This is a genomic window from Rheinheimera sp. (assembly GCF_965283995.1).
Taxonomy (GTDB): domain Bacteria; phylum Pseudomonadota; class Gammaproteobacteria; order Enterobacterales; family Alteromonadaceae; genus Pararheinheimera.
On sequence record NZ_CBDIQG010000001.1, the window covers coordinates 806,877 to 831,441 of the forward strand.

26 protein-coding genes are annotated in these 24,565 nt (G+C 49.1%); 13 read left to right on the top strand and 13 right to left on the bottom strand.

Features of this window, described 5'->3' with window-relative positions; genetic code table 11:
- Positions 1-105 precede the first annotated feature (105 nt).
- Positions 106-1,152 (bottom strand): patatin-like phospholipase family protein, encoded by a 1,047-nt coding sequence (locus ACQ66Q_RS03665; protein ID WP_430455548.1) that lies wholly within the window; start codon positions 1,150-1,152, stop codon positions 106-108.
- The gene (locus tag ACQ66Q_RS03670; RefSeq protein WP_430455549.1) at positions 1,149-2,396 is read right to left on the bottom strand and encodes an anti-phage deoxyguanosine triphosphatase; all 1,248 of its coding nucleotides are present in this window, start codon (positions 2,394-2,396) and stop codon (positions 1,149-1,151) included. The genes ACQ66Q_RS03665 and ACQ66Q_RS03670 overlap by 4 nt, the downstream gene beginning before the upstream one ends.
- Positions 2,397-2,532: 136 nt before the next feature.
- Between ACQ66Q_RS03670 and ACQ66Q_RS03675 the strand changes: the two genes are divergently transcribed.
- Positions 2,533-2,871, top strand: a complete 339-nt coding sequence (locus tag ACQ66Q_RS03675) for a YebG family protein (protein WP_430455550.1) — start codon at positions 2,533-2,535, stop codon at positions 2,869-2,871.
- 10 nt (positions 2,872-2,881) lie between these two features.
- On the opposite strand, the gene ACQ66Q_RS03680 is transcribed toward ACQ66Q_RS03675, so the two are convergent.
- From ACQ66Q_RS03680 to sbcB, 5 genes are all read right to left on the bottom strand, one after another.
- Positions 2,882-4,156, bottom strand: a complete 1,275-nt coding sequence (locus ACQ66Q_RS03680; protein WP_430455551.1) for a hypothetical protein — start codon at positions 4,154-4,156, stop codon at positions 2,882-2,884.
- The gene (locus tag ACQ66Q_RS03685; protein ID WP_430455552.1) at positions 4,153-5,259 is read right to left on the bottom strand and encodes a nucleotidyltransferase family protein; all 1,107 of its coding nucleotides are present in this window, start codon (positions 5,257-5,259) and stop codon (positions 4,153-4,155) included. The genes ACQ66Q_RS03680 and ACQ66Q_RS03685 overlap by 4 nt, the downstream gene beginning before the upstream one ends.
- Entirely contained in the window at positions 5,249-6,112 is an 864-nt protein-coding gene (locus ACQ66Q_RS03690; RefSeq protein WP_430455553.1) for an HprK-related kinase A, read from the bottom strand. The genes ACQ66Q_RS03685 and ACQ66Q_RS03690 overlap by 11 nt, the downstream gene beginning before the upstream one ends.
- A 187-nt stretch (positions 6,113-6,299) precedes the next feature.
- A complete protein-coding gene (locus ACQ66Q_RS03695; RefSeq protein ID WP_430455554.1) occupies positions 6,300-7,151 on the bottom strand; it encodes a hypothetical protein in 852 nt (283 codons plus the stop codon).
- A gap of 212 nt (positions 7,152-7,363) precedes the next feature.
- Positions 7,364-8,797 carry an exodeoxyribonuclease I gene (gene sbcB / locus ACQ66Q_RS03700; protein ID WP_430455555.1) on the bottom strand — a complete coding sequence of 478 codons (1,434 nt, stop codon included), beginning with the start codon at positions 8,795-8,797 and terminating at the stop codon, positions 7,364-7,366.
- Between the two features lie 165 nt (positions 8,798-8,962).
- Here sbcB and ACQ66Q_RS03705 point away from each other — a divergent pair, with 165 nt between their 5' ends.
- Entirely contained in the window at positions 8,963-9,883 is a 921-nt protein-coding gene (locus tag ACQ66Q_RS03705; protein WP_430455556.1) for an endonuclease, read from the top strand.
- Positions 9,884-9,912: 29 nt separating this feature from the next.
- Here the strand turns inward: ACQ66Q_RS03705 and ACQ66Q_RS03710 are convergent, their stop codons facing one another.
- Positions 9,913-10,152 (bottom strand): YdcH family protein, encoded by a 240-nt coding sequence (locus tag ACQ66Q_RS03710; protein WP_430455557.1) that lies wholly within the window; start codon positions 10,150-10,152, stop codon positions 9,913-9,915.
- Between the two features lie 162 nt (positions 10,153-10,314).
- On the opposite strand from ACQ66Q_RS03710, the gene ACQ66Q_RS03715 reads away from it, so the two are divergent.
- The 7 genes from ACQ66Q_RS03715 to ACQ66Q_RS03745 all read left to right on the top strand — a co-directional run bounded on the left by ACQ66Q_RS03715 (position 10,315) and on the right by ACQ66Q_RS03745 (position 18,754).
- Positions 10,315-11,331 carry an isoaspartyl peptidase/L-asparaginase family protein gene (locus ACQ66Q_RS03715; protein WP_430455558.1) on the top strand — a complete coding sequence of 339 codons (1,017 nt, stop codon included), beginning with the start codon at positions 10,315-10,317 and terminating at the stop codon, positions 11,329-11,331.
- A gap of 96 nt (positions 11,332-11,427) precedes the next feature.
- The gene (locus tag ACQ66Q_RS03720) at positions 11,428-11,847 is read left to right on the top strand and encodes a CBS domain-containing protein (RefSeq protein ID WP_430455559.1); all 420 of its coding nucleotides are present in this window, start codon (positions 11,428-11,430) and stop codon (positions 11,845-11,847) included.
- Between the two features lie 196 nt (positions 11,848-12,043).
- Positions 12,044-15,829, top strand: coding sequence for an ATP-dependent RNA helicase HrpA (gene hrpA / locus ACQ66Q_RS03725; RefSeq protein WP_430458531.1), 3,786 nt, complete (start codon positions 12,044-12,046; stop codon positions 15,827-15,829).
- Positions 15,830-15,896: 67 nt separating this feature from the next.
- Positions 15,897-16,292 (top strand): response regulator, encoded by a 396-nt coding sequence (locus ACQ66Q_RS03730; RefSeq protein WP_430455560.1) that lies wholly within the window; start codon positions 15,897-15,899, stop codon positions 16,290-16,292.
- 68 nt (positions 16,293-16,360) lie between these two features.
- Positions 16,361-16,660 (top strand): PilZ domain-containing protein, encoded by a 300-nt coding sequence (locus ACQ66Q_RS03735; protein ID WP_377242668.1) that lies wholly within the window; start codon positions 16,361-16,363, stop codon positions 16,658-16,660.
- Between the two features lie 128 nt (positions 16,661-16,788).
- The gene (locus tag ACQ66Q_RS03740) at positions 16,789-18,147 is read left to right on the top strand and encodes a YjiH family protein (protein WP_430455561.1); all 1,359 of its coding nucleotides are present in this window, start codon (positions 16,789-16,791) and stop codon (positions 18,145-18,147) included.
- A 184-nt stretch (positions 18,148-18,331) separates the two neighbouring features.
- Positions 18,332-18,754 (top strand): hypothetical protein, encoded by a 423-nt coding sequence (locus tag ACQ66Q_RS03745; protein ID WP_430455562.1) that lies wholly within the window; start codon positions 18,332-18,334, stop codon positions 18,752-18,754.
- A gap of 68 nt (positions 18,755-18,822) precedes the next feature.
- Here the strand turns inward: ACQ66Q_RS03745 and fur are convergent, their stop codons facing one another.
- Positions 18,823-19,269 (bottom strand): ferric iron uptake transcriptional regulator, encoded by a 447-nt coding sequence (gene fur / locus ACQ66Q_RS03750; protein WP_430455563.1) that lies wholly within the window; start codon positions 19,267-19,269, stop codon positions 18,823-18,825.
- A 149-nt stretch (positions 19,270-19,418) separates the two neighbouring features.
- Here fur and ACQ66Q_RS03755 point away from each other — a divergent pair, with 149 nt between their 5' ends.
- Positions 19,419-19,886 carry a DUF4442 domain-containing protein gene (locus tag ACQ66Q_RS03755; protein ID WP_430455564.1) on the top strand — a complete coding sequence of 156 codons (468 nt, stop codon included), beginning with the start codon at positions 19,419-19,421 and terminating at the stop codon, positions 19,884-19,886.
- Between the two features lie 15 nt (positions 19,887-19,901).
- Positions 19,902-20,264 carry a VOC family protein gene (locus ACQ66Q_RS03760; protein ID WP_430455565.1) on the top strand — a complete coding sequence of 121 codons (363 nt, stop codon included), beginning with the start codon at positions 19,902-19,904 and terminating at the stop codon, positions 20,262-20,264.
- 74 nt (positions 20,265-20,338) lie between these two features.
- On the opposite strand, the gene fldA is transcribed toward ACQ66Q_RS03760, so the two are convergent.
- The 4 genes from fldA to ACQ66Q_RS03780 all read right to left on the bottom strand — a co-directional run bounded on the left by fldA (position 20,339) and on the right by ACQ66Q_RS03780 (position 22,213).
- A complete protein-coding gene (fldA, locus tag ACQ66Q_RS03765; protein ID WP_208931341.1) occupies positions 20,339-20,869 on the bottom strand; it encodes a flavodoxin FldA in 531 nt (176 codons plus the stop codon).
- Between the two features lie 12 nt (positions 20,870-20,881).
- Positions 20,882-21,169 carry a LexA regulated protein gene (ybfE, locus tag ACQ66Q_RS03770; RefSeq protein WP_430455566.1) on the bottom strand — a complete coding sequence of 96 codons (288 nt, stop codon included), beginning with the start codon at positions 21,167-21,169 and terminating at the stop codon, positions 20,882-20,884.
- The gene (locus ACQ66Q_RS03775; RefSeq protein WP_244151320.1) at positions 21,169-21,390 is read right to left on the bottom strand and encodes a DUF2788 domain-containing protein; all 222 of its coding nucleotides are present in this window, start codon (positions 21,388-21,390) and stop codon (positions 21,169-21,171) included. Before ACQ66Q_RS03775 ends, ybfE begins: the two co-directional genes overlap by 1 nt.
- Positions 21,391-21,451: 61 nt before the next feature.
- Complete coding sequence (locus tag ACQ66Q_RS03780) at positions 21,452-22,213, bottom strand: alpha/beta fold hydrolase (protein ID WP_430455567.1); 762 nt, start codon at positions 22,211-22,213, stop codon at positions 21,452-21,454.
- A 98-nt stretch (positions 22,214-22,311) separates the two neighbouring features.
- Between ACQ66Q_RS03780 and seqA the strand changes: the two genes are divergently transcribed.
- Both seqA and pgm read left to right on the top strand, forming a co-directional pair.
- Positions 22,312-22,815: a replication initiation negative regulator SeqA gene (gene seqA / locus ACQ66Q_RS03785; RefSeq protein WP_430455568.1), complete on the top strand. Its 504-nt coding sequence runs from the start codon at positions 22,312-22,314 to the stop codon at positions 22,813-22,815.
- 99 nt (positions 22,816-22,914) lie between these two features.
- Positions 22,915-24,558, top strand: coding sequence for a phosphoglucomutase (alpha-D-glucose-1,6-bisphosphate-dependent) (pgm, locus tag ACQ66Q_RS03790; RefSeq protein ID WP_430455569.1), 1,644 nt, complete (start codon positions 22,915-22,917; stop codon positions 24,556-24,558).
- Positions 24,559-24,565: the final 7 nt, after the last annotated feature.

Here is a 24,565-nt window from a genome sequence, read left to right on the forward strand (position 1 = left end):
TTATAAAATCGCGGACATTCTCTGCAGTTTCAGTGACGTTGGTGTGAAGTCACAGTGACAAAACTGCGACTTTCCGGTGACAGATATACGACAATCAGCTGAGATTTATTTGAATGGTACCAACTGAAACCGACTGTTTGCCAAATCTTCAGCCAATTCAAAGCCGCGTTCGGTGACTTCTTGCCAATAGGCGATGCGCACCGCGTCTGGCATCTTGTTAAAGTCGGTCCGATCCGGAATTTTGCCAAAAGGCAGGCTGGCTACCCATTGCGGTGTCGGGCATAACATCGCGACCTGTGAGAACAACTTTGATTTTGCCCGGCGCCATGGCAATGATTTATCAAACCAGCCGGGACTAGCGTGTGAATAAAAATGGGGAAACAGGACAAGGCCGTCAGTCTGAAATGGCCAGGCAAAATGATAATCGGTCAGGCCGCCGTCGATAAATTGTCCTTGTTGCATACCGGCAATTTCCGTCACCGGATCGAGTACCAGCGGGATAGAACCGGATGCAAGCAATGCAGCCTGCAGATTGGCAGCGGTCAGTTCGTGGCGGGTTGTCGGTAAGTCTGCCGGAGCCTCAAGCCGGCTGTATTTTTGTGAAAACAGCAGGCGCTGATAATAGCGGCCAAGCCAGGGCCGGTGCAGCAAATTAATGGCCGCAGCAGAACTGATTTGACCCAATTGGCCGATGCGGCTGCTGGCGAGTGGCCGGCCTTTTTTTTGTGCCACAATAAAATTAAGACGAAAGGTTTCATTACTGACAACCTGCGAGATATGCGCAGGATTAGGGAATACAGCGTCCAGTACAGTTTTGGAGATCGCAGTGACTTCACCGATCGGCGCTTTTGCCGGATAACACAAAGTCCGGTAGGCATCACAAAACCGGCGTGATGCCGCAGCGCCGTCGGTTTGGGCAAAACAGGCAAAGCGCCAGGCACCGGCGGAACTGCCGAGTAATTCTAATGGTGTCTGGCGGTTTTTAAAAAAGGTCGTCAGCAAATATTGGTCAAGGCCAAACAAGCAAAACCATTTGGGACCGCCGCTGGCACCGACCAGCATCTTGACGTCTTCGGCTAACAAGCCATTCCGTTGAATACGTGCATAGGCCGCAGGGCCGGCGAACAATTGCAGACGAGGCGATTGGTTCACAACATCACTCCATACAGCCGCTGCATCATGCGGCTGGCATATTCATCGGTCATGCCGGCAATATAATCACAGACCGCGCGCTGGCCACTGCCTTGCTCTGACAACTGCCGCCAGCGTTGCTGGGTATTTGCAGGCAATAGTCGGGTTGGTTCTGCGGCAAAAGCGTCAAATAAGGACTGCACGATGCGCTGGCCGCGAAATTCATTTTGTTGCAGTTCCGGATGCAAAATCACATGTTGGTAAATAAAACCTTTGAGCAACTGTAGGATCCGCTGCTCAGGCTCCGGCAGCCCAGCGTTATAGTGGATCAATGGCTCGTGCGCTTGCGGCAACGGTTCTGACCATTCGATGGCGGTGATCAGCCGGTTGACCAAAGTGCCAATAGCTGTTTTGCGGATATAGTGTTCCGGGCGGAATAAATGTTGACCTGCCAGTTCAAGAAATTTCCGCTCTGTGGCTTCAAGGCTAGCTTCAGCTAACATTTGCTGCCACTGCGCGGCTGTCACAGTGCCGGTGACTACGGCGTCTTCTAAATCATGTACGCCATACGCGATATCATCGGCCAGTTCCATAATAGAAGCGTCGAGCGATTTGTAGCGGGACTTGCGACTATTGTGTTCGATCTGAACTTGCTGAAATTCTTTACGATCATCGGGCTGCAGCGGCGCTAACACCCAATCAAGCAAGGCGCTGTCTTCAAGATAAATTGCTTTAGTGGGTTTATGCTGTCCTGGTAACGCAGATATAGGCTGCAATACTGGGTACTTTAGCAAGCCTAATAACGTACGCCGACATAGATCCATCCCGCCTGATTCGGTGTAGGGTTCTAGTTTACCGACAATCCGAAAAGTCTGGCCATTGCCCTCAAAGCCGCCATAGTTCAGCATTTTATGATTCAATGCGGTTTCGCCGCCATGGCCAAATGGTGGATGCCCGAGGTCATGCGCCAGACACAGAGATTCCATTAGCGCGTCATCCGGCAGGATTTGTTGCAATTGAGCATCGGCTGTTTTATTGCGCAGCTGGGCAACCAACGCGGTGCCAATTTGTGCAGCTTCGAGTGAGTGGGTCAGTCGGGTGCGGTAAAAATCATTTTGGCCAACACTCATGATCTGCGTTTTAGCCTGCAACCGGCGAAAAGCTGCACTGTGTAAAATTCTTGCTTTGTCGCGTTGATAGCATGAACGGTGATCGCCGGGGCGATTATCCTGCTGCGATAAGTGACGTTCAGTCCAGACATCCATAACCTGCTCCTTGTAGTACCAAGCTATCTTACTGAATTTATTAAGATCAGGCGACTATGAAAAAAACACTCACAACTACTGGACATAAAAACAGTTTAACTGTATAAATACACAGTACTCAATCAGGGAGCTAATCATGCCAGTTATCATTCAATATGTCGTGGAACGTGACGGGGAAGCCAAAATGACTTTTGCCAGTAAACAGCAGGCCGACGCCTATGACAAAATGTTAGACCTTGCTGAATTAATGGGTGATTTATTAGGGCGCAGTCAGATGCTAAATGACAATCAAACCGAATTATTGTCATTATATCTGGCGCAAAACAAAGATGAATTGTTAGCAGCCTTGCAAGGCAAAGCCAAGGCTGTGAAAAAACATAAAGATGAAGAGGGCGCATTGACTGAAACAGGCACGCCAGAGCCGCATGAGACAGCGGAAGACTCAGTGGTCACTGCGTTTGCCAGTGCAGCCTGACCTTTGCCAATTAGTGAGTAGCTTTCAGCAGATTTAGCGTTGTCTTGAGCTGTTGAAGCTGCAACTCGATTTTTTTACGGTCATCGGCCGTTGCGGCTTGTTTCAACTGTTGTTCTGCCGCTTTGATCTGTTGTTGCAGCGCATTGATGCGCTGCGATTGTTCAGTTTTTAGGGATTCTTGTTCCGTTGCCAGCTCAGCAGCGAGATCGTCTTCTACGACGAGCTCTGAACCTGGCGCCGTTTGTGTCTGCGGTATTGCAATGTTTGTTTTGAGTTGTTCAATAGATCGCTGCGCTTGATGCTTCTGCTCTATAGCCGGTGCGACCAAGGCTGATGACGATTGTTGTTTCGCTTGCTCGACTTGTTGCTGCACTTGCTGCTTGGCATCATCGATCGGGGTCGACACTTCTTGCGCCGCTTGACCTTTTACCTGCTCGACTTGTTGCTGGGCTTGATGTTTCGCATCGTTGATCGGGGTCAGTACTGCTTGTGTCGCTTGAGCTTGTACGTGCTCGACTTGTTGCTGGGCTTGATGTTTCGCATCGTTGATCGGGGTCAGTACAGCTTGTGTCGATTGCTCTTTTGCCTGCTGGACTTGTTGCTCGGCTTGCTGTTTCGCATCAATTAAAGGAGATATGGCTTTATCCACTAAGGATTGCTTTTTCTCTTCTATCAGATTTTTAGTCTGGCCTTTTATGTCTTTCAGATTTGTTGCGTTATCAACTAATGGCGCTACTGCTGCAGGTACAGGGATTTTATCCGACAGTTGTTGTTTTGCTTTGCTTATCGCTTGTTGCTGGAGTTTGGCCGGATCGGTGTAGTCACTGAGCTCTTTGGGCCAAACCGGGATCTGCGCTGCGACTTCGCTATTTAATTTTTCAGCAAACACCTGAGGAGCGCCGCCGCTCACCAATAGTACTGCCATTTGGTTTGTTTCTGAGTTCCAGACAAAACCTGCCTTTTCTGCCAATTCAGGCACCGGTGTATACTTAGACACCACGTAAAATAGCGGACCTTCCTGTTGGATTTTATCTGCAGTTTCAAGTAGTTGTACTGCGCCCGCATAGTGGCTACCTAATAGCGGTTCAAGCCTTGATTGTATTAATGGCTGCTTAAATAAATTCGCTTCTTTAGGATCCAGGCCAACCATTGGTTTTAGCAGTGCCCACATCAGCTGGCCTTGGGGCGCTAATAACAGAGCGGGGGCGACACACTGGGTCAATAAAGTGACACACAGCAATACACAACTTAAATGGCGAAGTCTGCGAATAGATAAGTAGGTCAATGTGCATCTCCGGGGCGGGTTTGTTCGTCTAATTCCCGTTGTTTTTTGCCTAATATTTTGCGTTCTTTAAATTGTTCTATCGATTTGGCGACAGAGTGATATATCAGCGTCAAAGGGCCCATTTTTAACAAATGGCCCCGGACAAACCAGAAAAAATGAGCAGGTCTGTGCCAGAAACTCGCATGATCTAATAGGTGCGTTAATAAAAACTGCATTTGCCATAGCCGGTAGCGGCTAGCTGCAGGAGCGAGTTGTTTTATCTCAGTTGGAAGTTCAATCGCAAACAGATGATTTAATGTGTTCAGTGCATAAAAAACAGCTGCTTGAGCATTAGAGTTTTCTGCAGCCTGCAAAATATCGGTAAAGCTTTGTCTTGCCATCACCTCATGATAAAGCAGATTCAGGTCGACCAAATCTTTAACCAGTTTGTGCGTTTCATCCTGGTAAAACAGATGTACTGCGGCATGCATAAAAAGGTACGCCGGAGAAGGCGTTAAAAACGCACTGCCCGGTAATGCAGAAGCATGACGAACGAGCGGTTCAATTAAGATATCTTCATTCGAAGAAACCGGAAACAAATGGTGGTGCAAATCAATATTGGCGCCGCGCAGGAAGTGAGTTAACGGCGGATGTTGATGCGTCCAACGCAAATAATAACGTCTGTCGTACGCGGACATAGTGAATTCAAGATAACCTGCATCTTTTAGCATCTGCAATGCCAAAGCATAGTGACTGTCGGGCACTAACAGGTCAATGTCAGAAAACACCCGGCCTCTGGCAAACGCATAGCCGTCTAAGCGATAAGCGACACCTTTTACCAATACAGCTGGTACATTTGATCCCTCAAAGATCTTCTCGAGTTCCAGCATTTCATTTAATAGCGTGATTTTTTGTTTTTCCGCATAATGAAAACCAGATACCAAATGGTTCTTTACCTGCTCTGGGATCAAATGCCAAATGCTGGCGTCTTTTGCCAAAAAATAACAGCTGCCCAAAAGCGCATACTGGCGAGCTTCCTCGATAAATGCAGTCCACTGTTTTAACGTCGCAGTCTGACAATAATCAGCGGGTGCGTGGACAAAAGCTAAACATTCACTCTTCATCTAGCAGCGCCTCTATCTGATCTATCGCAAGCTGCCCATCATTGTATTCAAAGCAAAATCCTTCAACCGATGCACTCATTTGATACAACGCATGAAACCCGCTTTCGCCCATCACACTGTAGTTAAAGCTATTGAGCGCTAATTGCATAAACAGTGCAGACTGTGACAGCGCATACCCGGAAAGACCCTCTGCTTTGGCGTTATATTTAGGAAAAATGACCAAACGTGGGGTAGCCGGCGTATGACGCTGAGTCCAGCTGACTGGAGTGGGCTGAAGGTAAGCCATAGTGCCTTTATGAGTTCCTTCCGTGCGCTGGTATAGATTTGCTACAGGAAACAGGCGACTAATTACAGCGAGTGAGTTGTTTTTAAGACTTAGTGGTCTCACGCAAGGCAGGATTTGACCGGTTTCGGGGTCCAACATGCAATGTTCATCTGATAACAGTCGCCAGCCTTGCAACATCATCATCGCGCACAAGGTGCTCTTTCCAGAGCCTGGTGGTGCCGGCAGGATCACCGCAAGGCCATTTTTTTCCAACACCGCAGCATGAATACACAGATAACGGCTTTGGTAAGTCGCCACGCACCAGTTTAATCCCCATTCGAACATCGGTACTGCTTGGAAAGGTTCCGCATAACGAAAATGTTGTTTACCGAGTTTAAATGCCAAACTTCCGCCAGGTTGCCAAAAGCGGCGTTTATAATTGACCCCGAAGTCGTAAATGCAATCCGAAGAAACGCTTTTTAGAACATCCGGGTCATAGAGTTCGCTTAACTGCGAATACAGGGTTCGGGAGCTGGTTTGAATGAGAAACTTAAATGGAGCAAGGTCGAGCGCAAATGAAGTGGTCATAAAGGCGGGGACTCTGTCTCTCCTGACTGAATTGCCTCTGACGCTGTGTTGACATCCGTGGCATGTGTCCAGCGATTAAAAATGATTTTATCTGAATTGTCCAGACAATCTAAAACAACTAAAGCACTGTCGGATTCAGGAACGAATCCAAGCAGTGCTTCTAAGTAGTTGGGTAACGATTTCAAGATCAGAGTGGTGACATATACAGTTTGAACAAACTATGCAGGTCTTTTAACCTGCCTTCTGCTTTTGCATTCCAGTAAGCATTAATTAATGCCTGTGGCTCAGGGAAGCATTTGTCAGAACCATACCGTAACGTGTATTCAGGATGGCGTTCCCAAATAGATCCGATAATTGCCGCGATTGCATATTTCTCAGGGCTATCGCCACCTTTCAGGATTGCGCCAACCTGGCCAATCATGCCAGGGCACAATTTTGACGCGTCGGTATTACCTTTTACTAACACATTGTTGCAGTTAGCAGGCATCCGTGAGTTGTTTTTATTATAACTAACCGGAGCTGAAGTAACCCACTGTCTATTGCTGGCAAGTTTTGAAGTCGGTGCGTTTGTGACGATTAAGGCACTTGAACCTTTTTTAACCTGATTCCACCACGCATTAAAGCTGTACATATCGCAGGACAGTTGCGTGTAGCGGTAATAATTTCTGCCAGATTGTCTTTTTGTCTCATATGTGCACAAGACAGCTTTAAAAGTCGGCAATAACCAATCGTCGAAATCAACATTAAACGCGGAAATAATTTGAGAAATGCTTGACCACTGCGGGCGTTCGTAAGCATTTGGGTTTTTCTCGGAGGTTGCTGATGCAACGGCTGAACCTGAATTACTGAGGCTGGTCTCGCCCGGTGTACAGTTCAGTTCGACACAACCCCAAGCTTTACCACTTTTCAGTGACAGTACTACAGGTACACTGACAGCACTGGCTTGTAATAAAAATTTGCGGCGGGAGAACGCTTTTTGCGCGCTGCGCTCAGGCTGCTGTTCCATTTGACCTTGTTGCGCTTCATTTTGCTGATTCATCTTGGTACCTCATTGTCCGATTACATTGCATTAAGCAAAAAGCCTGCCACAAATATATATCACTGTTTTTAAACGAATTTACCCTAACTGTGTGCGGTAAATAACTGTCATTGTAAAGCAATTTGACACTGATGTTTTTACATCTGTTATAAGATGTATTCTACACGGCAATATTTTGCCTCGCTACTGTTGTTTGCGACTGAGCATCAGCGTCAGATGCTGTTAATATAACTGAATAATTGTTTCAACAGTGCTACAGCCGTCGGATCATCTTGTTTTTGTTCTGCACATTGTTCCAATTCCAGCATGAAATCGTCCAAGGTTCGGGCAGGTTGTTCCGCGCCAAACTGCAGACGGTCTTTACAGAATCGCTGCCACTGCGCCAGTTCTATATGGTCCAGTGAATGCGGATAATTACGGGCACGAAAGCGAAACAACAAGTGATTGAGCCTGTCATCCTGAAATACCGGCGGTGCCACAGCCAGCTGCTGAGGTGATAACTGATGGATTTGAGGCAGTAACCGACGGTCTTGATCAGAGATGAATCCCTGATAAAGGCTATAGTCCGGACATTGGCTAGGTTCAGACGTTGACTCTGCCTGATAAATGTCGTGCACGAGGCGTAACATCAATTCACGCTGTTGACGCAATTGTTCAAGATGCTGCAGACATTGTGTTCGGTCTATGCCAAGTTGTTCGGCCCGTTCAGCGGATAACGTTTTGGCTGGAGCCAATATCGGGCATTTGTTCAGATGCACCAGTTTTAATGCTGGCCTGCTTTCGTTGCCCGCCAGCTCACTGGATTTGGCATATAGCCGTCGCCGGGCTTCATCTGCGGAAAGACTAAACAGCAGCGCTGGATCCTGCTGCAAATTAAAACAAATCACTGCATTTTTATTGGTCGGGTGAAATGCCAGCGGCACTATCCAACTACAGCAACCTTGTAGCGCAGGAAACTTTGAGGAAACGTGGACCAGTGGGGTGTGGCCAGCGACGTCTATCAGTGCGGTTAACTTCTGTTTTTGCCGGTGCTGCCATAAGTAATCGAATAATCTGGGTTGTGTCCGCTTGATTAAAGCAGCCAATGCCACTGTGGCATAAACGTCACTGCTGGCGTCGTGCGCATTTTGGTGGCTGATGCCATTGGCTTTTGTCAGATCTTCAAGACGAAAGCTCGGGCTCCCGTCTTCTTTTAGTGGCCACTGGATGCCATCCGGCCGCAGGGCAAAGCATGCGCGAACCACATCGATTAAATCCCAACGGCTATTGCCGTGCTGCCACTCGCGGCTATACGGGTCGATGAAGTTACGAAACAGCGTATGCCGTACCATTTCATCGTCAAAACGAATGTTGTTGTAGCCGATGACACAACTACCAGGTGTTGCCAGTTGTTCATGTAATTGCCGGATAAATTCAACTTCTGGCAAACCATCACGCTGACATTTTTGTGGCGCGATCCCAGTGATCAGCGTCGCGGTCGGCGATGGCAAATAATCCGGCGATAGCTGGCAATAGGCCATTTGTGGCGCACCAACCGGCTCAAGGTCCAGATTAGTACGAAGACCCGCGAATTGGGAAATGCGGTCCTTTTTCGGATCTGCTCCCCAGGTTTCCAGATCATAAAAATAAAACGTTTCAGCGCTCAATCCAGCTTCCTTCGCACCCGATATGCGACAACAAAAAACGCCGCAGTATAAGTCAAAGGCTCTGGCTTAAAAAGGCGTAACTTTCTGTTATGCTGCGCGCCATGGCGAGTTGTTGCCTTGCAAACAGAAGTAAAGAGGTTGTTTGTGTTGTTCCGAATTGTTTTGATGTTGGTTGTTACTTTTTTTGCTGCGGGGTTGGTGCATGCCGCACCTGCTGACTTTGATTCAGCAAAACGCATGGCTGCGCGGATTTACGCTGATGAAAACACTGATTTTTATTGCGACTGTCCGATCCAATGGAATAGTGGCAAAGGGCGTATTGACCTGAAATCTTGTGGGTATCAGATCCGCAAGAGCGGTCCGCGTGCTCAGCGTGTTGAGTGGGAACACGTCGTGCCGGCACAACAATTTGGCGCATCCCGTGCCTGTTGGAAAAAAGGTGGACGCGAGCATTGCGGCGACACGGACCAGAAATTCCGCCAGATAGAAGCCGACTTGTTTAATCTGCGTCCGGCGCTTGGGGAAGTCAATGGCGATCGTGCTCATTTCAGGTTCGCCGAATTACCCAATGTGCAGCCCCAGCACGGTGCCTGTCCGATTCGAATAGATTTTAGCCGCCAACTGGCAGAGCCAAGAGCCGAAGTGCGTGGTGACATTGCGCGGATTTATTTTTACATGGCAGATCGATATCAACTCGCGTTAAGCGCAGCTGAAGAAAAACTATTTTTGCGCTGGCACACGGAGGACCCGGTCAGTGCGCGTGAAATGGCGCTGATGCGGCGAACCGCACAACTGATGGGGCACTCCAATGATTTTGTCACCGGTGAAAAACGTTGGTATCCCGGATATTTATCTGCACAGCCTGAAGTGTCGGATGCTGAACCGGTGGCGAGCACTCACCGGATAGACGCTGCTCCGCAAACATCGCAGTCAACAGCAGTGGTCGGCAACAAAAACAGTAAGAAATATCACTTGCCTCATTGCAGTGGTTATTCGCAAATAAAACGTGAAAACCAACAACCATTTGCAACTGAAGCTCAGGCGATTGCAGCAGGCTTTCAGCTCGCCGGTAACTGTAAACAATAACAGCAGCCGTCAGGCTGCTGTTTTTATCTTCAGGCCTGTTGCAGGCTTCTGAATAACTGGTCTTTTAACTGAAGCCGGACCTTTTTGCGCAGTTCAAGATATTCTCCGGATGCTGTTTCGGCACCTTGTTCCAGCCGGAACACTTCGTGGTCGACATCATGATATTCGGCAAACAAACGGGCGAAGTGATGATCTGTCATTTTCAGTTGATGAATCTTTTCCCGATATTCAGGAAATTCGTGCACTAAATCATGTTTTTCCAGGCTCATTTCATATTCCTTTTGCAACTAATAGACTACAGGCAGTGTAGGCTAGGGCAAGTTCTAAACTCTTGATCTGGCGCAACCTTCGGTGATTTGGTCCGAAGACCTGGTCACAGTCTGAGCAGGCAGGCGTATGGTAATGACAACTAATAGCGGAGAAACGTATTTATGAAATATCAAGCGTCAGTCTTTATCGCAGGCAATCTATTGTTGTTATCGCTGGCGCAGGCGGCGCCGGCACCTGTTGGCATTGTGATCCACGGCGGCGCCGGCACCATTTCACGGGAAAGCATGACGCCAGCTCAGCAAAAAGCCTATGAATCGACGCTAAAACACGCCGTTGATCAAGGGTTCCAGATTTTAGCGCAGGGCGGCAGTAGTCTGGATGCTGTCAGTGCCGCAGTGGTGATCCTAGAAGATTCACCGTTATTTAATGCCGGAAAGGGAGCCGTGTATACCTATGAGGGTACACACGAACTGGACGCGGCCATTATGCGCGGAGATAACAGGGCTGCAGGCGCTGTCGCTGGGGTGAAAACAGTAAAAAATCCAATCAAGCTTGCCCGCGCTGTGATGGAGCATTCGGAACACGTTTTACTGACTGGCTCGGGCGCTGAACAGTTCGCCAAAATGCAGCAGCTGGAATTGGTCGACAATCGCTATTTCGACACCGAGTTTCGTTATCAAGCGCTGCAAAAAGCGCTCAAAGCGCTGACTAAAACGCCGCATCAGGCAAATCTGCGTCTAAGTCCATTGTTTCCGCTGGAATGGAACTTTGGCACTGTCGGCGCTGTTGCTATCGATAAAGATGGACTGCTGTCTGCCGCAACATCCACGGGCGGCATGACAGCCAAACGTTTTGGCCGGGTTGGCGATGCGCCGCTGATTGGCGCTGGTACTTTTGCCGATAATCACAGCTGTGCGGTATCCGCTACCGGTCACGGCGAATTTTTTATCCGTTATCAGGTGGCGGGAGATATTTGCGCCCGGGTGCGCTATCAAGGTAAAAAAGCATCAGTTGCAGCAGACGAAGTCATGCAGGAACTAAAAGGTGTTGGCGGCCTGGGTGGCGTTATTGTTGTTGACCAGCAAGGGGCGTTAAGCTGGCACTTAAACACCGAAGGCATGTACCGGGCAAAGCGTGAACAAGGAAAAGAAGCTGAGATTGCCATTTTCAAAGATTGATCTGGATCACCGCATCCTGCTGAATTTGCACTAAGCTTGGGCTGAAGGGAGAGCAAAAGCCCTTGGTTTCAACCGCAGTTTGATTTGGAGGGATGCATGAACTTATTAAAAGTGTCTGATCACATGAACCGCCATCCGGTGACGTTTAATCAGGATATGACGCTCGAAGCTGCCGTCGACCGTCTGACTGATGCGGCTCAGCTCGGCGGGCCTGTGGTCGATGCGGCTCACAAAGTTGTTGGTTTTTTGTCTGAACAGGATTGTCTGGCGCGCATGTTACTGAGCTCTTACCACGATGAAGGTTTGGCTTATGTGCGTGAGTTAATGCGTAAAGATGTACTGACGGTGCATATGAACAGCGGCATTATCGAATTAGCGCAATTAATGCTCGGATTAAAACCTAAAATTTACCCGGTTGTAGATGACAATGGCGTGTTGCAAGGGGTGATCAGCCGCACTGACGTGCTGCGTGCTATCGATCAGGAATTGCACTCTCACTACCGTAAAGTCAGCTGAATCCCTGACTTTACTACCGATTGACACGTGAGCCGGCGCTGCCGGCTTGTGCCAGTTTGTGCTAGCATAGCCGCCTTATTTTTGCGGGGGCTGTGTTTTGTCTGAGTTATCGCCGGTTGTTGAACTATTACCTGTCAGTGCCTTGTCGGATGCTGTAGCATTTTGTCTGCTCAAAGATCAATTCCGTTTGCGGCGGATGTGCCGGGATCTGGCGAAGACTGCAGATCCGAAACGTCATACGCAATTACAAGCAGACATTATGTCATCGCAACAGGCACGCCAGAGCAGAGCACAGGCGATGCCCGCGGTCAGTTATCCGCCTGAGTTACCGGTTAGTAGCCGTAAAGAAGATATTAAAGCCGCCATCGCCAAACATCAGGTAGTGATTATTGCCGGCGAGACAGGCTCCGGTAAAACCACACAAATTCCGAAAATCTGCCTGGAGTTAGGACGCGGTGTTTCCGGTTTAATCGGCCATACGCAGCCAAGACGCCTCGCTGCACGCAGTGTCGGCCAACGTCTGGCGGACGAGCTTGCAGTACCACTCGGCCAGCAGGTTGGCTACAAAGTGCGCTTTGGCGACCACACCGGCAGCAATACGCTGGTGAAGCTAATGACCGACGGTATTTTACTGGCGGAAATTCAGCAGGATAAATTCCTCAATCAATACGACACTATCATCATCGATGAAGCGCACGAGCGCAGTCTGAACATCGATTTTTTGCTCGGATACTTTAAACAGTTGCTGCCAAAACGGCCGGATTTGAAGCTGATTATTACCTCCGCGACCATTGATCCACAGCGTTTCTCCCGCCATTTCTCCAATGCGCCGGTACTGGAAGTCTCAGGCCGGACTTATCCGGTCGAAGTGCGTTACCGGCCCGCGACTGAGCTGGATGACAAAGACGCCGACCAGTTGCAGGCCATCTTTGATGCCGTTGACGAACTGTATCGGGAGCCACCGGGCGATATCCTGATTTTCTTAAATGGTGAGCGCGAGATCCGTGATACCGCCGATGCGCTGGAAAAACTAAAGCTGCCTCACACCGAAGTATTGCCGCTGTATGCGAGGTTAAGCGCTGCCGAGCAAAACCGAATTTTTCAAAGCCATGCTGGCCGGCGCATCGTGCTGTCGACCAACGTGGCCGAAACCTCGTTAACTGTCCCCGGGATCCGTTATGTGATAGATCCGGGTACTGCGCGCATCTCCCGTTATAGCTATCGCTCGAAAGTGCAACAGTTGCCGATTGAGGCCATCAGTCAGGCCAGTGCCAATCAACGGAAAGGCCGTTGTGGCCGGGTTGCTGCCGGTATTTGTATCCGCCTCTACAGCGAAGATGATTTTAATAACCGGGACGAATTCACTGATCCGGAGATCCTGCGCACCAATCTCGCATCTGTGATCATGCAGATGTTGGCATTAGGCCTTGGTGATATTCAGCATTTCCCGTTTCTGCAAAAACCAGACAGCCGGTTTATCAACGACGGCGTGCGGTTGCTTGATGAACTCGGCGCGCTGAAGTCTGAACGCAAGCAAGGGCTGCAACTGACGCCGCTTGGCAAACAACTAAGCCGATTGCCAATAGATCCGAGATTGGCGCGGATGGTGTTAGCCGGTGCCGAGCGCAACTGTCTGGATGAATTGTTGGTGATCACAGCCGCGTTATCGATTCAGGACCCACGCGAGCGGCCACTGGATAAAAAACAAAAAGCGGATGAATTACATGGTCGTTTTGCTGATCCTGATTCAGATTTTGCCAGCTGGTTGAAACTATGGCGTTATTTGCAGGAACAGCAGGACAGCCAGACCAACAATCAATTCCGTCGGTTATGTAAACAGGAACTGCTGAACTATTTACGTGTCCGCGAGTGGCAGGATCTGTATGCACAGCTGTCACAGGTTTGTGAAGAACTCACACTGAAGAAAAACGGCAGCGATGCAGACTACCAAAGCATTCATACCGCGATCCTGACGGGTTTATTAGGACAAATCGGGTCTAAAGACAGTGAGGCGGATTATATCGGTGCGCGGCAAAGCCGGTTTTTTGTTTTCCCCGGCAGCCATTTGTTTAAACGCAAGCCGAAGTGGGTGATGACCGCTGAGTTAGTTGAAACCAGTAAATTGTATGCCAGAACGGTGGCAAAGATTGAACCTGAATGGGTCGAACCGCTGGCTCAGCATCTGGTCAGCCGCAGTTATAGTGAGCCGCACTGGGAGAAAAAACGCGGTGCCGTGATTGCGTTTGAGCAAGTGACCCTCTATGGCCTGATCATCGTCGGCAAACGAGCGGTGCAGTACAGTAAAATCGAACCAGAGCTTTGTCATAAGATTTTTGTCCGTGAAGCGTTGGTCAACCAGGAGCTGGGGCTGAATGAGCCATTTTTGGCGCACAATGCCCGTCTGATTGACGAAGTAACTGATCTCGAGGACAAATCACGTCGGCGTGACATTCTGGTCGACGAAGAAACGCTGGTCGCGTTTTATGCGGAAAAAGTACCGGTTCACGCCAACAATCGCATCGAGTTCCAGCACTGGTGGAAAATACAGAAGCAACAAGATGCAAAGTTTCTGAACTTTGATCCGGACATGCTCAAACGCCATGACGCCGAGCACATTACTGACGACAGTTATCCGGAGTTCTGGCGCCAGGGCAATCTGCGGTTGCCGCTTGAATATCACTTCTCACCGGGCGCGCCCGATGATGGCGTTAGTCTATGTATTCCACTTGCCTTACTCAATCAGGTGCAGGAGCAGGGATTTGACTGGTTGATCCCTGGTTTGCGCCATGAATTACTGGTGGCGCTGATTAAGTGTCTGCCGAAAATGTACCGGCGCAATTTTGTACCAGCCCCGAATTATGCCGATGCCTTGTTGCAGTCAGTAAAACCAGAAGACGGACCTTTATTGGCAACTGTTACGCAACGTTTAAAACGGATGAGTGGTATTACCATCGCTGATGATGCCTGGGAACTCAGCGAATTGCCTGTGCATTTAAAAATGAATTTCAAGGTGACTGATGACAAAGGTGGGGTGATTGCGCAGCACCGTTCGCTGGCTTTATTAAAACAACAACTGCAGGGACAAGTACAGGAAACCCTAAGTCTGGTGGCAGAGCAGGGCATTGAACAACAACAGCTGACAGACTGGTCTTTTGGTGAGCTACCACGCGAGTATGTCCGGTTGCAGGCAGGGTACGAAATCAAAGCCTTCCCGGCATTAGTTGATCAAAAACACAGTGTCGCGATCCAGCTGCTGGATAGTCCGGAGCAGGCGGCGGCACATTCACGGCTCGGGCTACGCCGCCTAATGCTACTGAATCTGCCATCGCCGGTAAAATATTTGCAGGAAAATCTGCCGAACAAAGCCAAGTTGGGGCTCTATTTCAACCCCTTTGGCAAGGTGCTGGAACTGATTGACGATTGTATCGCTGCCGGCATTGACCATTTGGTCGGCCAACAGTCCTGGCCACACAATCAGCAGGAGTACTTACAACTACGTGACGAGGTGCGGGCCGAACTCGGGGATACCGTGCTTGCGGTAGCCATGCAGGTGGAGCAAATCCTGACCGTGGGACACGAGATCAGTAAAAAACTGCGCGGGCGGATGGATCTGGCGCTCGCGTATGCAAACGCCGACATCAAACAACAACTGGATGCCTTGGTATTTAAAGGTTTTGTCAGCGAATTTGGTGCAACTCGGCTTGATGACGTCAAACGCTATTTGTTGGCGCTACAAAAACGATTGGAAAAATTGCCGGTTGATCCGCAACGCGATCGGCTACAGATGCATGAATATGAAAAAGCCGCTGACGCTTATCAGCAATTACTGGGCAAGTTCGCCGGGAAACCACTGCCAGAGCCGGTGAGGGACATTCGCTGGATGCTTGAAGAGCTCAAAGTGTCATTGTTCGCACAACAGCTTGGGACGCCATATCCGATATCGTCGAAACGTATTTTATTGGCGGTTCAGGAGCTTAAGTAGCTGTAAGCTTGTCGCTGACAGAATTTTCAGCTACAACCTTTCAGGCAGCAACGATAAGGATATGGCCATGACAAGTGCTGATTACAGAGTTGAGGCAAAGAAAGTGCTGCTGGTGGATGACGAGCCGTTTAATCTGGCGCTATTACAGTTGGCGTTACCGACATCACGATATGCGCTGAGCTATGCAGCCCAGGGCCAGGCAGCATTGACATTGATCCACGAGGATAAACCCGATTTAATTTTGCTGGATATTTTGATGCCAGGACTCACGGGCATCGATTTGTGTACTTTGTTGAAACATAATCCACTGACTGCAGATATCCCGGTGATCATGGTCTCGGGTCTTGATTCGCCCGCAGAGGAACGGGCAGCCAGTGCGGCCGGTGCGTTAGGCCTTATTCCGAAACCGTTTACCGCAGAAAGGATTTTATCGCAGATTGAGCAATTGACAGGTTGGTGCTGATGGCAGCGCTTTACAGTATTGCCAGAAAGCTTTATAACAAATGCGGTCGGCCTTAGACGAGACAACCCATGCTGAGCAGAAACGATAAACGTAACTATTTTCGAATGATGGTGAATACTGAAGTCCAGATGATGATCAATGATCCGGAATCAGGCCGGATGCTCAGTGGTATCTGTCGGGATTTAAGCGCCACCGGCATGGCCGTTGAGATTGATGAGCCTCTGGAAATGGGCACGATGATCCATCTGCGACTCGAATCCAATAACAGTTCTGTTGTCCCGCTCGATGCGCACGCGAAAGTAGTGCGATGCACGCAGGAATCAGAGGATTTGTATCAAATAGGTTTAACCTTTATTGAGCTGAACTAAAGGTCCCCGCTCAGCATTTATGCTGAGCCATGGCTGATTTTTCGGCGAACTAACCAAAGCCGCGTGACAGCAACGGTCGTTTTGATTAGGCTGTGCCGCCTTGAACTGATCAACACCGATGTCCCATCATGCCCGCATCTGAAAACTATTCAACCTTACGCAACTGGCTCATTTTGCTATTGCCATCGTTACTCGGTGTTTTTCTGTTTATGACGCCGATCCCTGCCGAAAAAGGCCTGACAATTCCGGTCGCAGTGATGGCAAATCAGCTCAAAATGACGCTGGGTAGCTGGATGCCATATTTGTTGGCATTTATTGTTACAGTGTCGGCAGTGCTGACGTTGGGCGTGAAGCTGCTGAAACCAGCAAAGATCCCGCCCGGTAGTTTTGCCGGTAAATTGTTTAGCCCGGGTTGGGGCTGGGTTGTGGTTCGTGTGCTCGGTTCGGTTTTATTACTAATGGTGTTATCTGGCCAGGGGCCGGCATTTATCACCAGCCAGGCGACAGGTGCATTAGTGTTAAATGACCTGCTGCCAGTATTGTTAAGCGTCTTTGTCTTTGCCGGATTGTTGCTGCCATTGTTGCTAAATTTCGGCTTGCTGGAGTTTGTCGGCACTTTAATGACCAAAATTATGCGTCCGGTGTTTCGTTTACCTGGTCGCTCCGCGGTCGATTGCATCGCCTCCTGGATAGGCGATGGCAGCGTTGGGATTTTACTCACAAGTAAACAATATGAAGCAGGGTTTTACACGGCGCGCGAGGCCGCTGTGATAGGGACCACGTTCTCGGCTGTATCGGTGACATTCTGTATTGTCGTGCTGGGCCAAGTCCGGCTAGAACACATGTTCCTGCCGTTTTATGCCACTATTTGTTCTGCTGGCCTGGTTGCCGCGATTGTCCTGCCATATCTGCCACCGCTGCGCGGCAAACCCGACACTTACATTGACGGGGTTGATCATATGCGTGCAGAAGGAGGTCAATTTAGTCAAACTTCTGTGTTTAGCCGTGCCGTCGCGCATGGACTGCATCGTGCCAGTCAGGCCAGTGGGTTTCGTGCGACCCTGAGAGAAGGGGTGGAAGCGGTGCTGGATATGCTTTTCGGCATTTTACCGGTGATTATGGCGGTCGGTACCATGGCACTGATCATTGCCGAGCATACATCGGTGTTTAGTATCCTTGGCGCGCCATTTGTGCCTTTGTTAGAGCTGTTGCAAATACCATATCCGGACCAAGCGGCGAAGTCGGTAATGGTCGGTTTTGCCGATATGTTTGTCCCTTCGATTCTTGTCAGCGAAGTTCCCAGTGAGCTTACCCGTTTTGTTATAGCAGCATTATCAGTCACTCAGCTTATTTACATGTCGGAAGTTGGTGCTTTATTGCTTGGCAGTAAAATACCCGTGACCTTGTTAGATTTGTTTGTGTTGTTCATTCTGCGCACTCTGATCACTTTGCCGGTCATCGCCGGCATGGCGCACCTAATGTTCTGAAGTCAAGAAATGAGTTTGTAAGCAGATGAATTGCAGCGCTTTAGTGCTGCAATTCATGCTTGCTGACAATTTTTGTACATTTGAAACACTTGCATTGCTTGACTGTCACGCGCAGCTTGTTAATCTGGTCATCTTACACAGATTTAACATTCAAGGCTTTTAGCCTGAGTCCAGGGAAGTTCCGATGTCGATGTTACGCGTTCTCATGTTGTTGCCTGCGATGGTGTTAACAGCCTGCAGTCAGACACCTCCATCAAACCAAAATTTACTGACAGAACTCGATGGACCGCTCGCACAAATGCAGGTCGATGGCCGCCAGCTATACCAGCGCATGCAAAAATTGACGCTGGACAAAAGCTGTACCACTGATCAGCAATGTCAGGTGCTTGGTATCGGTTCACGGTCTTGCGGCGGGCCTGAACAGTTCCTGTTGTTTTCCACCCAACAGACTGACCAAAAAATGCTGACAATCACCAACGACCGTTACACCCGAATCCGTCAGGAACAACAACAACGGCTTGGCCAACGCAGTACTTGCCAGCAATTAGTGGCGCCGCTGCCGGCATGTCGTCAACAACAATGCGTGCTGCTCAATACCGACCGCTGAAACTGCTGTGCGCATTGAAAAAACAAAAAAGGCCGCAAATCAGCGGCCTTTTTAGATCTGATGATTATCTATTTATGTTGAGAAGTTTTGTACTGATCACAGGCAGCTTTATCAACACACTCGCCGTACAGATACAGACTGTGGTGCGTTAGTTTAATGCCATTTTTTTCTGAGATCTCAAGCTGTTTGCGTTCGATTTCATCATCTTCAAATTCAATCACTTTACCGCAATTCAGACAAACCAGATGATCATGGTGGTCAATCCGGCTCAATTCAAACACTGATTTTCCGCCTTCAAAATGATGACGGGTGACAATACCAGCATCGTCAAATTGGTTTAGCACCCGGTACACAGTGGCGAGCCCGATATCTTCGCCAATCTCCAGCAGGATTTTGTAGACGTCTTCAGCGCTGATGTGTTGGTGCGCTGGATCCTGCAGGATCTCAAGGATTTTTACGCGTGGCAGCGTGACTTTTAAACCTGCTTTGCGTAGCTCGCTATTATGGTCTGGCATGGGGGCATCACTAAAAAATAAGGGTTAAGCGATTATAAGACTATTATTCGCTTGAGGAAAAGCGAAAATTGGCTTGCTTACCGCTTCGCTGGTCAGACGGGATTAAAAGCGGCATAATCACAGGACAGACCAGTTAGGAAATACAAGTTATGAAATGGGCGTTCAAACCCGGTGTGATGCGGCATTTGCTGAATTTTTGGCCGCCATTCTGGTTTAACGGTATCAAAGTCGTAGTGCTGGCAACTGACTATCGTTATGCCAAAGTCGAATTGAGCGACCGACCCTGGCGGCGCAATATTAATGGAACCCAGTTTGGTGGGACCATGTTCGCAATGACGGATCCGATTTACCCGTTATTGCTGATGGGCGCGATGGGAAAGACTTACATGGTGTGGGACAAAAAAGCCGATATTGATTTTATCCGGCCTGGACGCGGCACTTTAACTGCCGAGTTTTGGCTGCATGACGCGACTATCGACGAAATCAAAGCGGCCACAGACGACGGACAGAAATATTTCCCACAGTTCCTGGTACTGGTGAAAGACAAAGCTGGTGAAGTGGTTTGTGAAGTGAACCGTACCGTCTATATTCGTAAGAAACCACAACACAGAGAATAAACAGGCAGGATATTGATGCTCGGACTTCGTACAGTAATTTACCCGGTGCCAGATCTCAGCGCCGCGTCAGCCTGGTACCAGCAGGTTTTTCAGACCGCCCCTTATTTTGAACAGCCGTTTTATGTCGGATTTAGTATCGGTGGTTTTGAATTGGGATTGGTGCCGGACGGACAACCAAGTCGTGATGGCCAGGTTGTGTATTGGGGGACCAGCGATATTGAGTCTGAAGTGGAACGGGTCCGGACACTAGGTGCACACATTGTCGCGCCGGTAACCGATGTTGGCGATGGCATCCGTGTGGCAAGTCTGGCTGACCCATTTGGCAATGTTCTCGGTTTTATCGAAAATCCGCTGTTTGATACGGCCCAAGTTCGCTAAGTGGTTTCAGTATGGTAAAAACGACAAAGCCACCTGCAGGTGGCTTTGTTATTTTATGGGCTAGAGATTTGTGATTAAAGACCTTCGAGGTCTTTCAGACTCAATTCGTCATAAATCTGTTTACACCACTGTTTGATCCGGGTGTCGCTGAGTTCAGGCTGGCGATCTTCGTCAATGCCCAAACCGACAAAATGGTCGTTATCAACCAGCGCTTTAGATGCAACAAAGTTGTAGCCTTTGGTAGGCCAATGACCAACGATAATGGCGCCTTTTGGTTCAATAATGTCGCGTAAAGTGCCCATCGCATCGAGGAAGTACTCGGCATAATCTTCCTGATCGCCACAGCCAAAAATTGCCACCAGCTTGTTATTGAAGTCGATGTTTTCCAGCTCAGGGAAAAAATCATCCCAGTCACACTGCGCTTCGCCGTAGTACCAGGTCGGGATGCCGAACATCAGCAAATCATAAGCGGCGATGTCTTCTTTTGAACTCTTGGCAATGTCATGCACTTCGAGCAGATTTTTACCCAGTTCTTTTTGGATTTGTTTTGCAACATGCTCGGTGTTACCGGTGTCGCTGCCAAAGAAAATACCTACGGTAGCCATAATTAAGCCTTCTTACTTTGTTACCACTGGCTTTGCTAACGCCTGAGTTAACAGTTGTTCGATCAATGCACTGCGGGTAGTTTGCAGTGCTTGTGCTCTTGCGTCGAGTTTTTGATACAGGTCTTCCGGTATCTTGGTCTCAATGCGTTTTAACCCTTTACTGCGATCCCGGCGAACCTGATTCCGTTTATTCAGTTTCAGTTGCTCGTCGCGCGGCAGCGGGTTGGTCTTAGGTCGACCTGGCCGCTTTTCGTGAGCGAACAGGTCGATGGTGGTTCTGTCGCTGGAAATTTTTGCCATCAGCCCATGCCCTGTGACTCATATATCACCTGGATAATGCCTTTGGCGATAAAACCAAAACATCCCAGGAATAATACCAGCCAGACAAAAATCCGTCCGAATTTCGGCACATCACCTTTTTTTAATACGTCCTGGATCGCCATCCCGATGAGAAAAAATAATACGGCAAGCGCAAACCAGGTGCCAAACGTTTCAATTTGTTCCATGTACTGATTTAACATGACGGAAACCTTCAAAAAAAACCCGCGCAATATACCACAAAGGTACGCGGAAAATATTGCGTCAACTTAATAAAAAGTCAGCGGTAATTTTGGCAAAAGCTGCCGGTTTTTCGGCGTGTAACCAATGGCCGGTGCCTTCGATGATTTTGGCTTTAGCTGCAGGAAACAACTGACGAATATGGGCCTGATGTTCCGGTAGCAGATAGTCAGAGTTACCGCCTTTGATAAACAAGGTTGGTCCGGTGTAAGGGCCGGTTGCATCCGGAGCGGCTAACACCTGCGCATATTGCGCAGTCAAAGCAGCCAAATTAAAACGCCACTGAAACCCATGATCACCTTTGATCAGGCTTTTTAACAGAAAAGCACGGGTGCCGGCATCAGCGATAGCGGTTTGTAATTGGATATCGGCCTGTTTGCGGTCTTGTAGTGTGCTGAGATTGATTTGGTTTAACGCCTGCAAAATACCCAGATGACGCGGCTGACTAATCACAGGAGAAATATCGGCCAACACCAGTTTGCTGACCCGGTCTGGTTGACTCAATGCAAGCTGCATTGCCGCTTTGCCGCCCATCGAATGCCCCAGCACTGCAGCTGTTGGGATCTGTAATGCGTCCATAGTTTCAATTAAATCTTGCGCCATCAGCGCGTAGCTCATCTCATTGCTGTGGCCGGAACGTCCATGGTTACGCAGATCGACATTAATGATGCGAAATTGGTCGGCCAATAACCGCGCGATCATGCCAAGATTTTCATAGCTGCCGAACAGTCCATGAATTAATAACAACGGAGTCCCTTGGCCTGTGATGTCGGTATGTAATATCATGGATTTCCTCTTGATTCTGCCGCGCTCCCATCAGATGAGGGTATTATCCGTACCGGACACGCGGGCACTGTCATTTTGGGTCTAATAAAGGTAATTACATGAACACAATAGAAATTGATGATGAGCTCTACCACTTTATTGCCGGTCAGACCCAACGCATTGGCGAAAGTGCCAATGACATCTTGCGGCGCATTCTACTCAATAAGCAATCTGTTGCCCAGCAACCTGCAGCTGCTGCTGTTGTCGCAGAAAATTCAAAATCCTCACAGAAAGTCTTTGATATCCTGAGCAAACAGGACCTGCAGGCTGAATTATCTGTCGTCGGGCGATTTTTGATTATCCTGTCGGCATTATCACGTGCACACAAACAGGATTTCGCCCAGGTACTGGAAATAAAAGGCCGTAATCGGGTGTATTTTGGCCGCAATGAAGCAGATTTACTGGAAGCGGGCAGTAGCACCAATCCAAAACAAATTCCGAACAGCGAGTTTTGGGTGATCACAAATTCGAATACGACCCGTAAAAAAATGATGCTCACTGAAGCGGCGCTCAAATTAGGCTACAGTGCTGAAGAAGCGGAGACTATCCGCGATTTTCTTTGATTGGCCGCTATTTAAAACAGAAACGCCGCGGGTAACGAAATCGCACCGGGACACAATACCGGTTGATGTGCAGGAATGTGAATTTTAAAAGGAAGCATCATGTCTTTACATCCATTAGCGGGTCAGCAAGTGCCGCGTTCTATGCTGGAAAATATTCCCCGTCTTTGCAGTTATTACTACACGCTAAGCCCGGATCTGACTGATGCAGCGCAGCGAGTGTTGTTTGGTACATCCGGCCACCGCGGCGTGGCAAGTCAGGGCTCTTTTAATGAGTCACATATTCTGGCTGTGTGCCAGGCAGTCGCTGAGTACCGTGCCGCGCAAGGCATCAATGGGCCAATGTTCGTCGGCAAAGATACCCATGCGCTGTCCGAACCAGCCTTTCAGACTGCTTTGCAAGTTCTAATCGCCAATGGCGTGACTGTGAAAATACAGCAGGGGTACACACCCACCCCTGTGATCTCACATGCAATTCTGACCTTTAACCGCGAAAAGCCACAGGCGCTGGCCGATGGCCTGATTATCACACCGTCACACAATCCGCCGTCTGATGGTGGTATTAAATATAATCCGCCGAATGGCGGACCAGCAGATACGGATGCGACCAGCTGGATTGAACAACGCGCCAATTTGCTGATAGAGCAGGGCCTCAGTGCCGTCAAACGTGTCAGTCTGAGTGACGCGCTGGCCAGTGTGTTGTGTCAGACACATGATTACATCAGTGCTTATGTTGAGGATTTGCAGCACGTCGTGGATATGGATGCCATTCGGGCTGCCGGCGTCAGTATTGGTGTTGATCCACTCGGTGGTTCTGGTCTGGAATATTGGCCGGTGATTGCCAGACGCTATGGCCTGAATCTTACCGTAGTGAATGACCAGATTGACCCGAGTTTCGCCTTTATGCCATTAGATAAAGACGGCAAGATCCGCATGGATTGCAGCTCGCCCTGGTCGATGGCCAACCTGATTAAACTAAAAGATGATTTTGACATCGGCATCGGCAACGACGCCGATTTTGACCGGCATGGCATCGTCACCCGCAGCGGGGGGCTGATGAATCCGAATCACTATCTTGCAGTCGCCATCGATTACTTGCTTGCGCATCGTCCAGGTTGGTCTGCTGACGTGAAAATTGGTAAGACGCTGGTTTCCAGCGCGTTAATCGATCGTGTCGTGGCTGGTCAAAAGCGCGAGCTGTATGAAGTACCGGTCGGATTTAAATGGTTTGTACCCGGTTTGTTTGACGGCAGCCTGGGTTTTGGTGGGGAAGAAAGCGCCGGTGCCAGTTTTTTACGTTTTGACGGCACGGTGTGGTCGACCGACAAAGACGGTTTTATCCTCGGGCTGTTGGCGGCTGAAATTGTTGCCAAAACTGCACAAGATCCATACCAACGCTATATCAGTCTGACCAACACTTACGGTGCGCCACTCTATCGTCGACTGGATGCACCAGCCTCACTGGCTCAAAAAGCCGCGCTGAAAAAACTTGATGTGTCCAGCGTCACGCAAACCACGCTTGCTGGCGATGATATTCTCGCGGTAATGACTAAATCACCAGGAAATCAGGCAGATATTGGCGGCGTAAAAGTCGTGACAGCCAACGGTTGGTTTGCCGCGCGCCCTTCAGGCACCGAAAACAGCTATAAGATTTATCTGGAAAGCTTTGTTGATGCGGCACATCTGGATTTACTCGAACAGGACGCGAAAAACTTCGTTGCTGCGGTATTTCGCCGCGCAGACTGATTGTCAA

Excerpts from the sequence above, each read along its gene's own strand:
- ACQ66Q_RS03695 (WP_430455554.1), bottom strand. The coding sequence starts at position 7,151 with ATGAATCAGCAAAATGAAGCGCAACAAGGTCAAATGGAACAGCAGCCT.
- ACQ66Q_RS03720 (WP_430455559.1), top strand. The coding sequence starts at position 11,428 with ATGAACTTATTAAAAGTGTCTGATCACATGAACCGCCATCCGGTGACG.
- hrpA (WP_430458531.1), top strand. The coding sequence starts at position 12,044 with ATGTGCCGGGATCTGGCGAAGACTGCAGATCCGAAACGTCATACGCAA.
- fur (WP_430455563.1), bottom strand. The coding sequence starts at position 19,269 with ATGCCAGACCATAATAGCGAGCTACGCAAAGCAGGTTTAAAAGTCACG.
- pgm (WP_430455569.1), top strand. The coding sequence starts at position 22,915 with ATGTCTTTACATCCATTAGCGGGTCAGCAAGTGCCGCGTTCTATGCTG.
- ACQ66Q_RS03670 (WP_430455549.1), bottom strand. The coding sequence starts at position 2,396 with ATGGATGTCTGGACTGAACGTCACTTATCGCAGCAGGATAATCGCCCC.
- fldA (WP_208931341.1), bottom strand. The coding sequence starts at position 20,869 with ATGGCTACCGTAGGTATTTTCTTTGGCAGCGACACCGGTAACACCGAG.
- ACQ66Q_RS03755 (WP_430455564.1), top strand. The coding sequence starts at position 19,419 with ATGAAATGGGCGTTCAAACCCGGTGTGATGCGGCATTTGCTGAATTTT.
- ACQ66Q_RS03710 (WP_430455557.1), bottom strand. The coding sequence starts at position 10,152 with ATGAGCCTGGAAAAACATGATTTAGTGCACGAATTTCCTGAATATCGG.
- ACQ66Q_RS03775 (WP_244151320.1), bottom strand. The coding sequence starts at position 21,390 with ATGTTAAATCAGTACATGGAACAAATTGAAACGTTTGGCACCTGGTTT.
- ACQ66Q_RS03690 (WP_430455553.1), bottom strand. The coding sequence starts at position 6,112 with ATGACCACTTCATTTGCGCTCGACCTTGCTCCATTTAAGTTTCTCATT.
- ACQ66Q_RS03705 (WP_430455556.1), top strand. The coding sequence starts at position 8,963 with ATGTTGGTTGTTACTTTTTTTGCTGCGGGGTTGGTGCATGCCGCACCT.
- ACQ66Q_RS03740 (WP_430455561.1), top strand. The coding sequence starts at position 16,789 with ATGCCCGCATCTGAAAACTATTCAACCTTACGCAACTGGCTCATTTTG.
- ACQ66Q_RS03760 (WP_430455565.1), top strand. The coding sequence starts at position 19,902 with ATGCTCGGACTTCGTACAGTAATTTACCCGGTGCCAGATCTCAGCGCC.
- ACQ66Q_RS03675 (WP_430455550.1), top strand. The coding sequence starts at position 2,533 with ATGCCAGTTATCATTCAATATGTCGTGGAACGTGACGGGGAAGCCAAA.
- seqA (WP_430455568.1), top strand. The coding sequence starts at position 22,312 with ATGAACACAATAGAAATTGATGATGAGCTCTACCACTTTATTGCCGGT.
- ACQ66Q_RS03745 (WP_430455562.1), top strand. The coding sequence starts at position 18,332 with ATGTCGATGTTACGCGTTCTCATGTTGTTGCCTGCGATGGTGTTAACA.
- ybfE (WP_430455566.1), bottom strand. The coding sequence starts at position 21,169 with ATGGCAAAAATTTCCAGCGACAGAACCACCATCGACCTGTTCGCTCAC.
- ACQ66Q_RS03685 (WP_430455552.1), bottom strand. The coding sequence starts at position 5,259 with ATGAAGAGTGAATGTTTAGCTTTTGTCCACGCACCCGCTGATTATTGT.
- ACQ66Q_RS03780 (WP_430455567.1), bottom strand. The coding sequence starts at position 22,213 with ATGATATTACATACCGACATCACAGGCCAAGGGACTCCGTTGTTATTA.
- ACQ66Q_RS03735 (WP_377242668.1), top strand. The coding sequence starts at position 16,361 with ATGCTGAGCAGAAACGATAAACGTAACTATTTTCGAATGATGGTGAAT.
- ACQ66Q_RS03715 (WP_430455558.1), top strand. The coding sequence starts at position 10,315 with ATGAAATATCAAGCGTCAGTCTTTATCGCAGGCAATCTATTGTTGTTA.
- ACQ66Q_RS03730 (WP_430455560.1), top strand. The coding sequence starts at position 15,897 with ATGACAAGTGCTGATTACAGAGTTGAGGCAAAGAAAGTGCTGCTGGTG.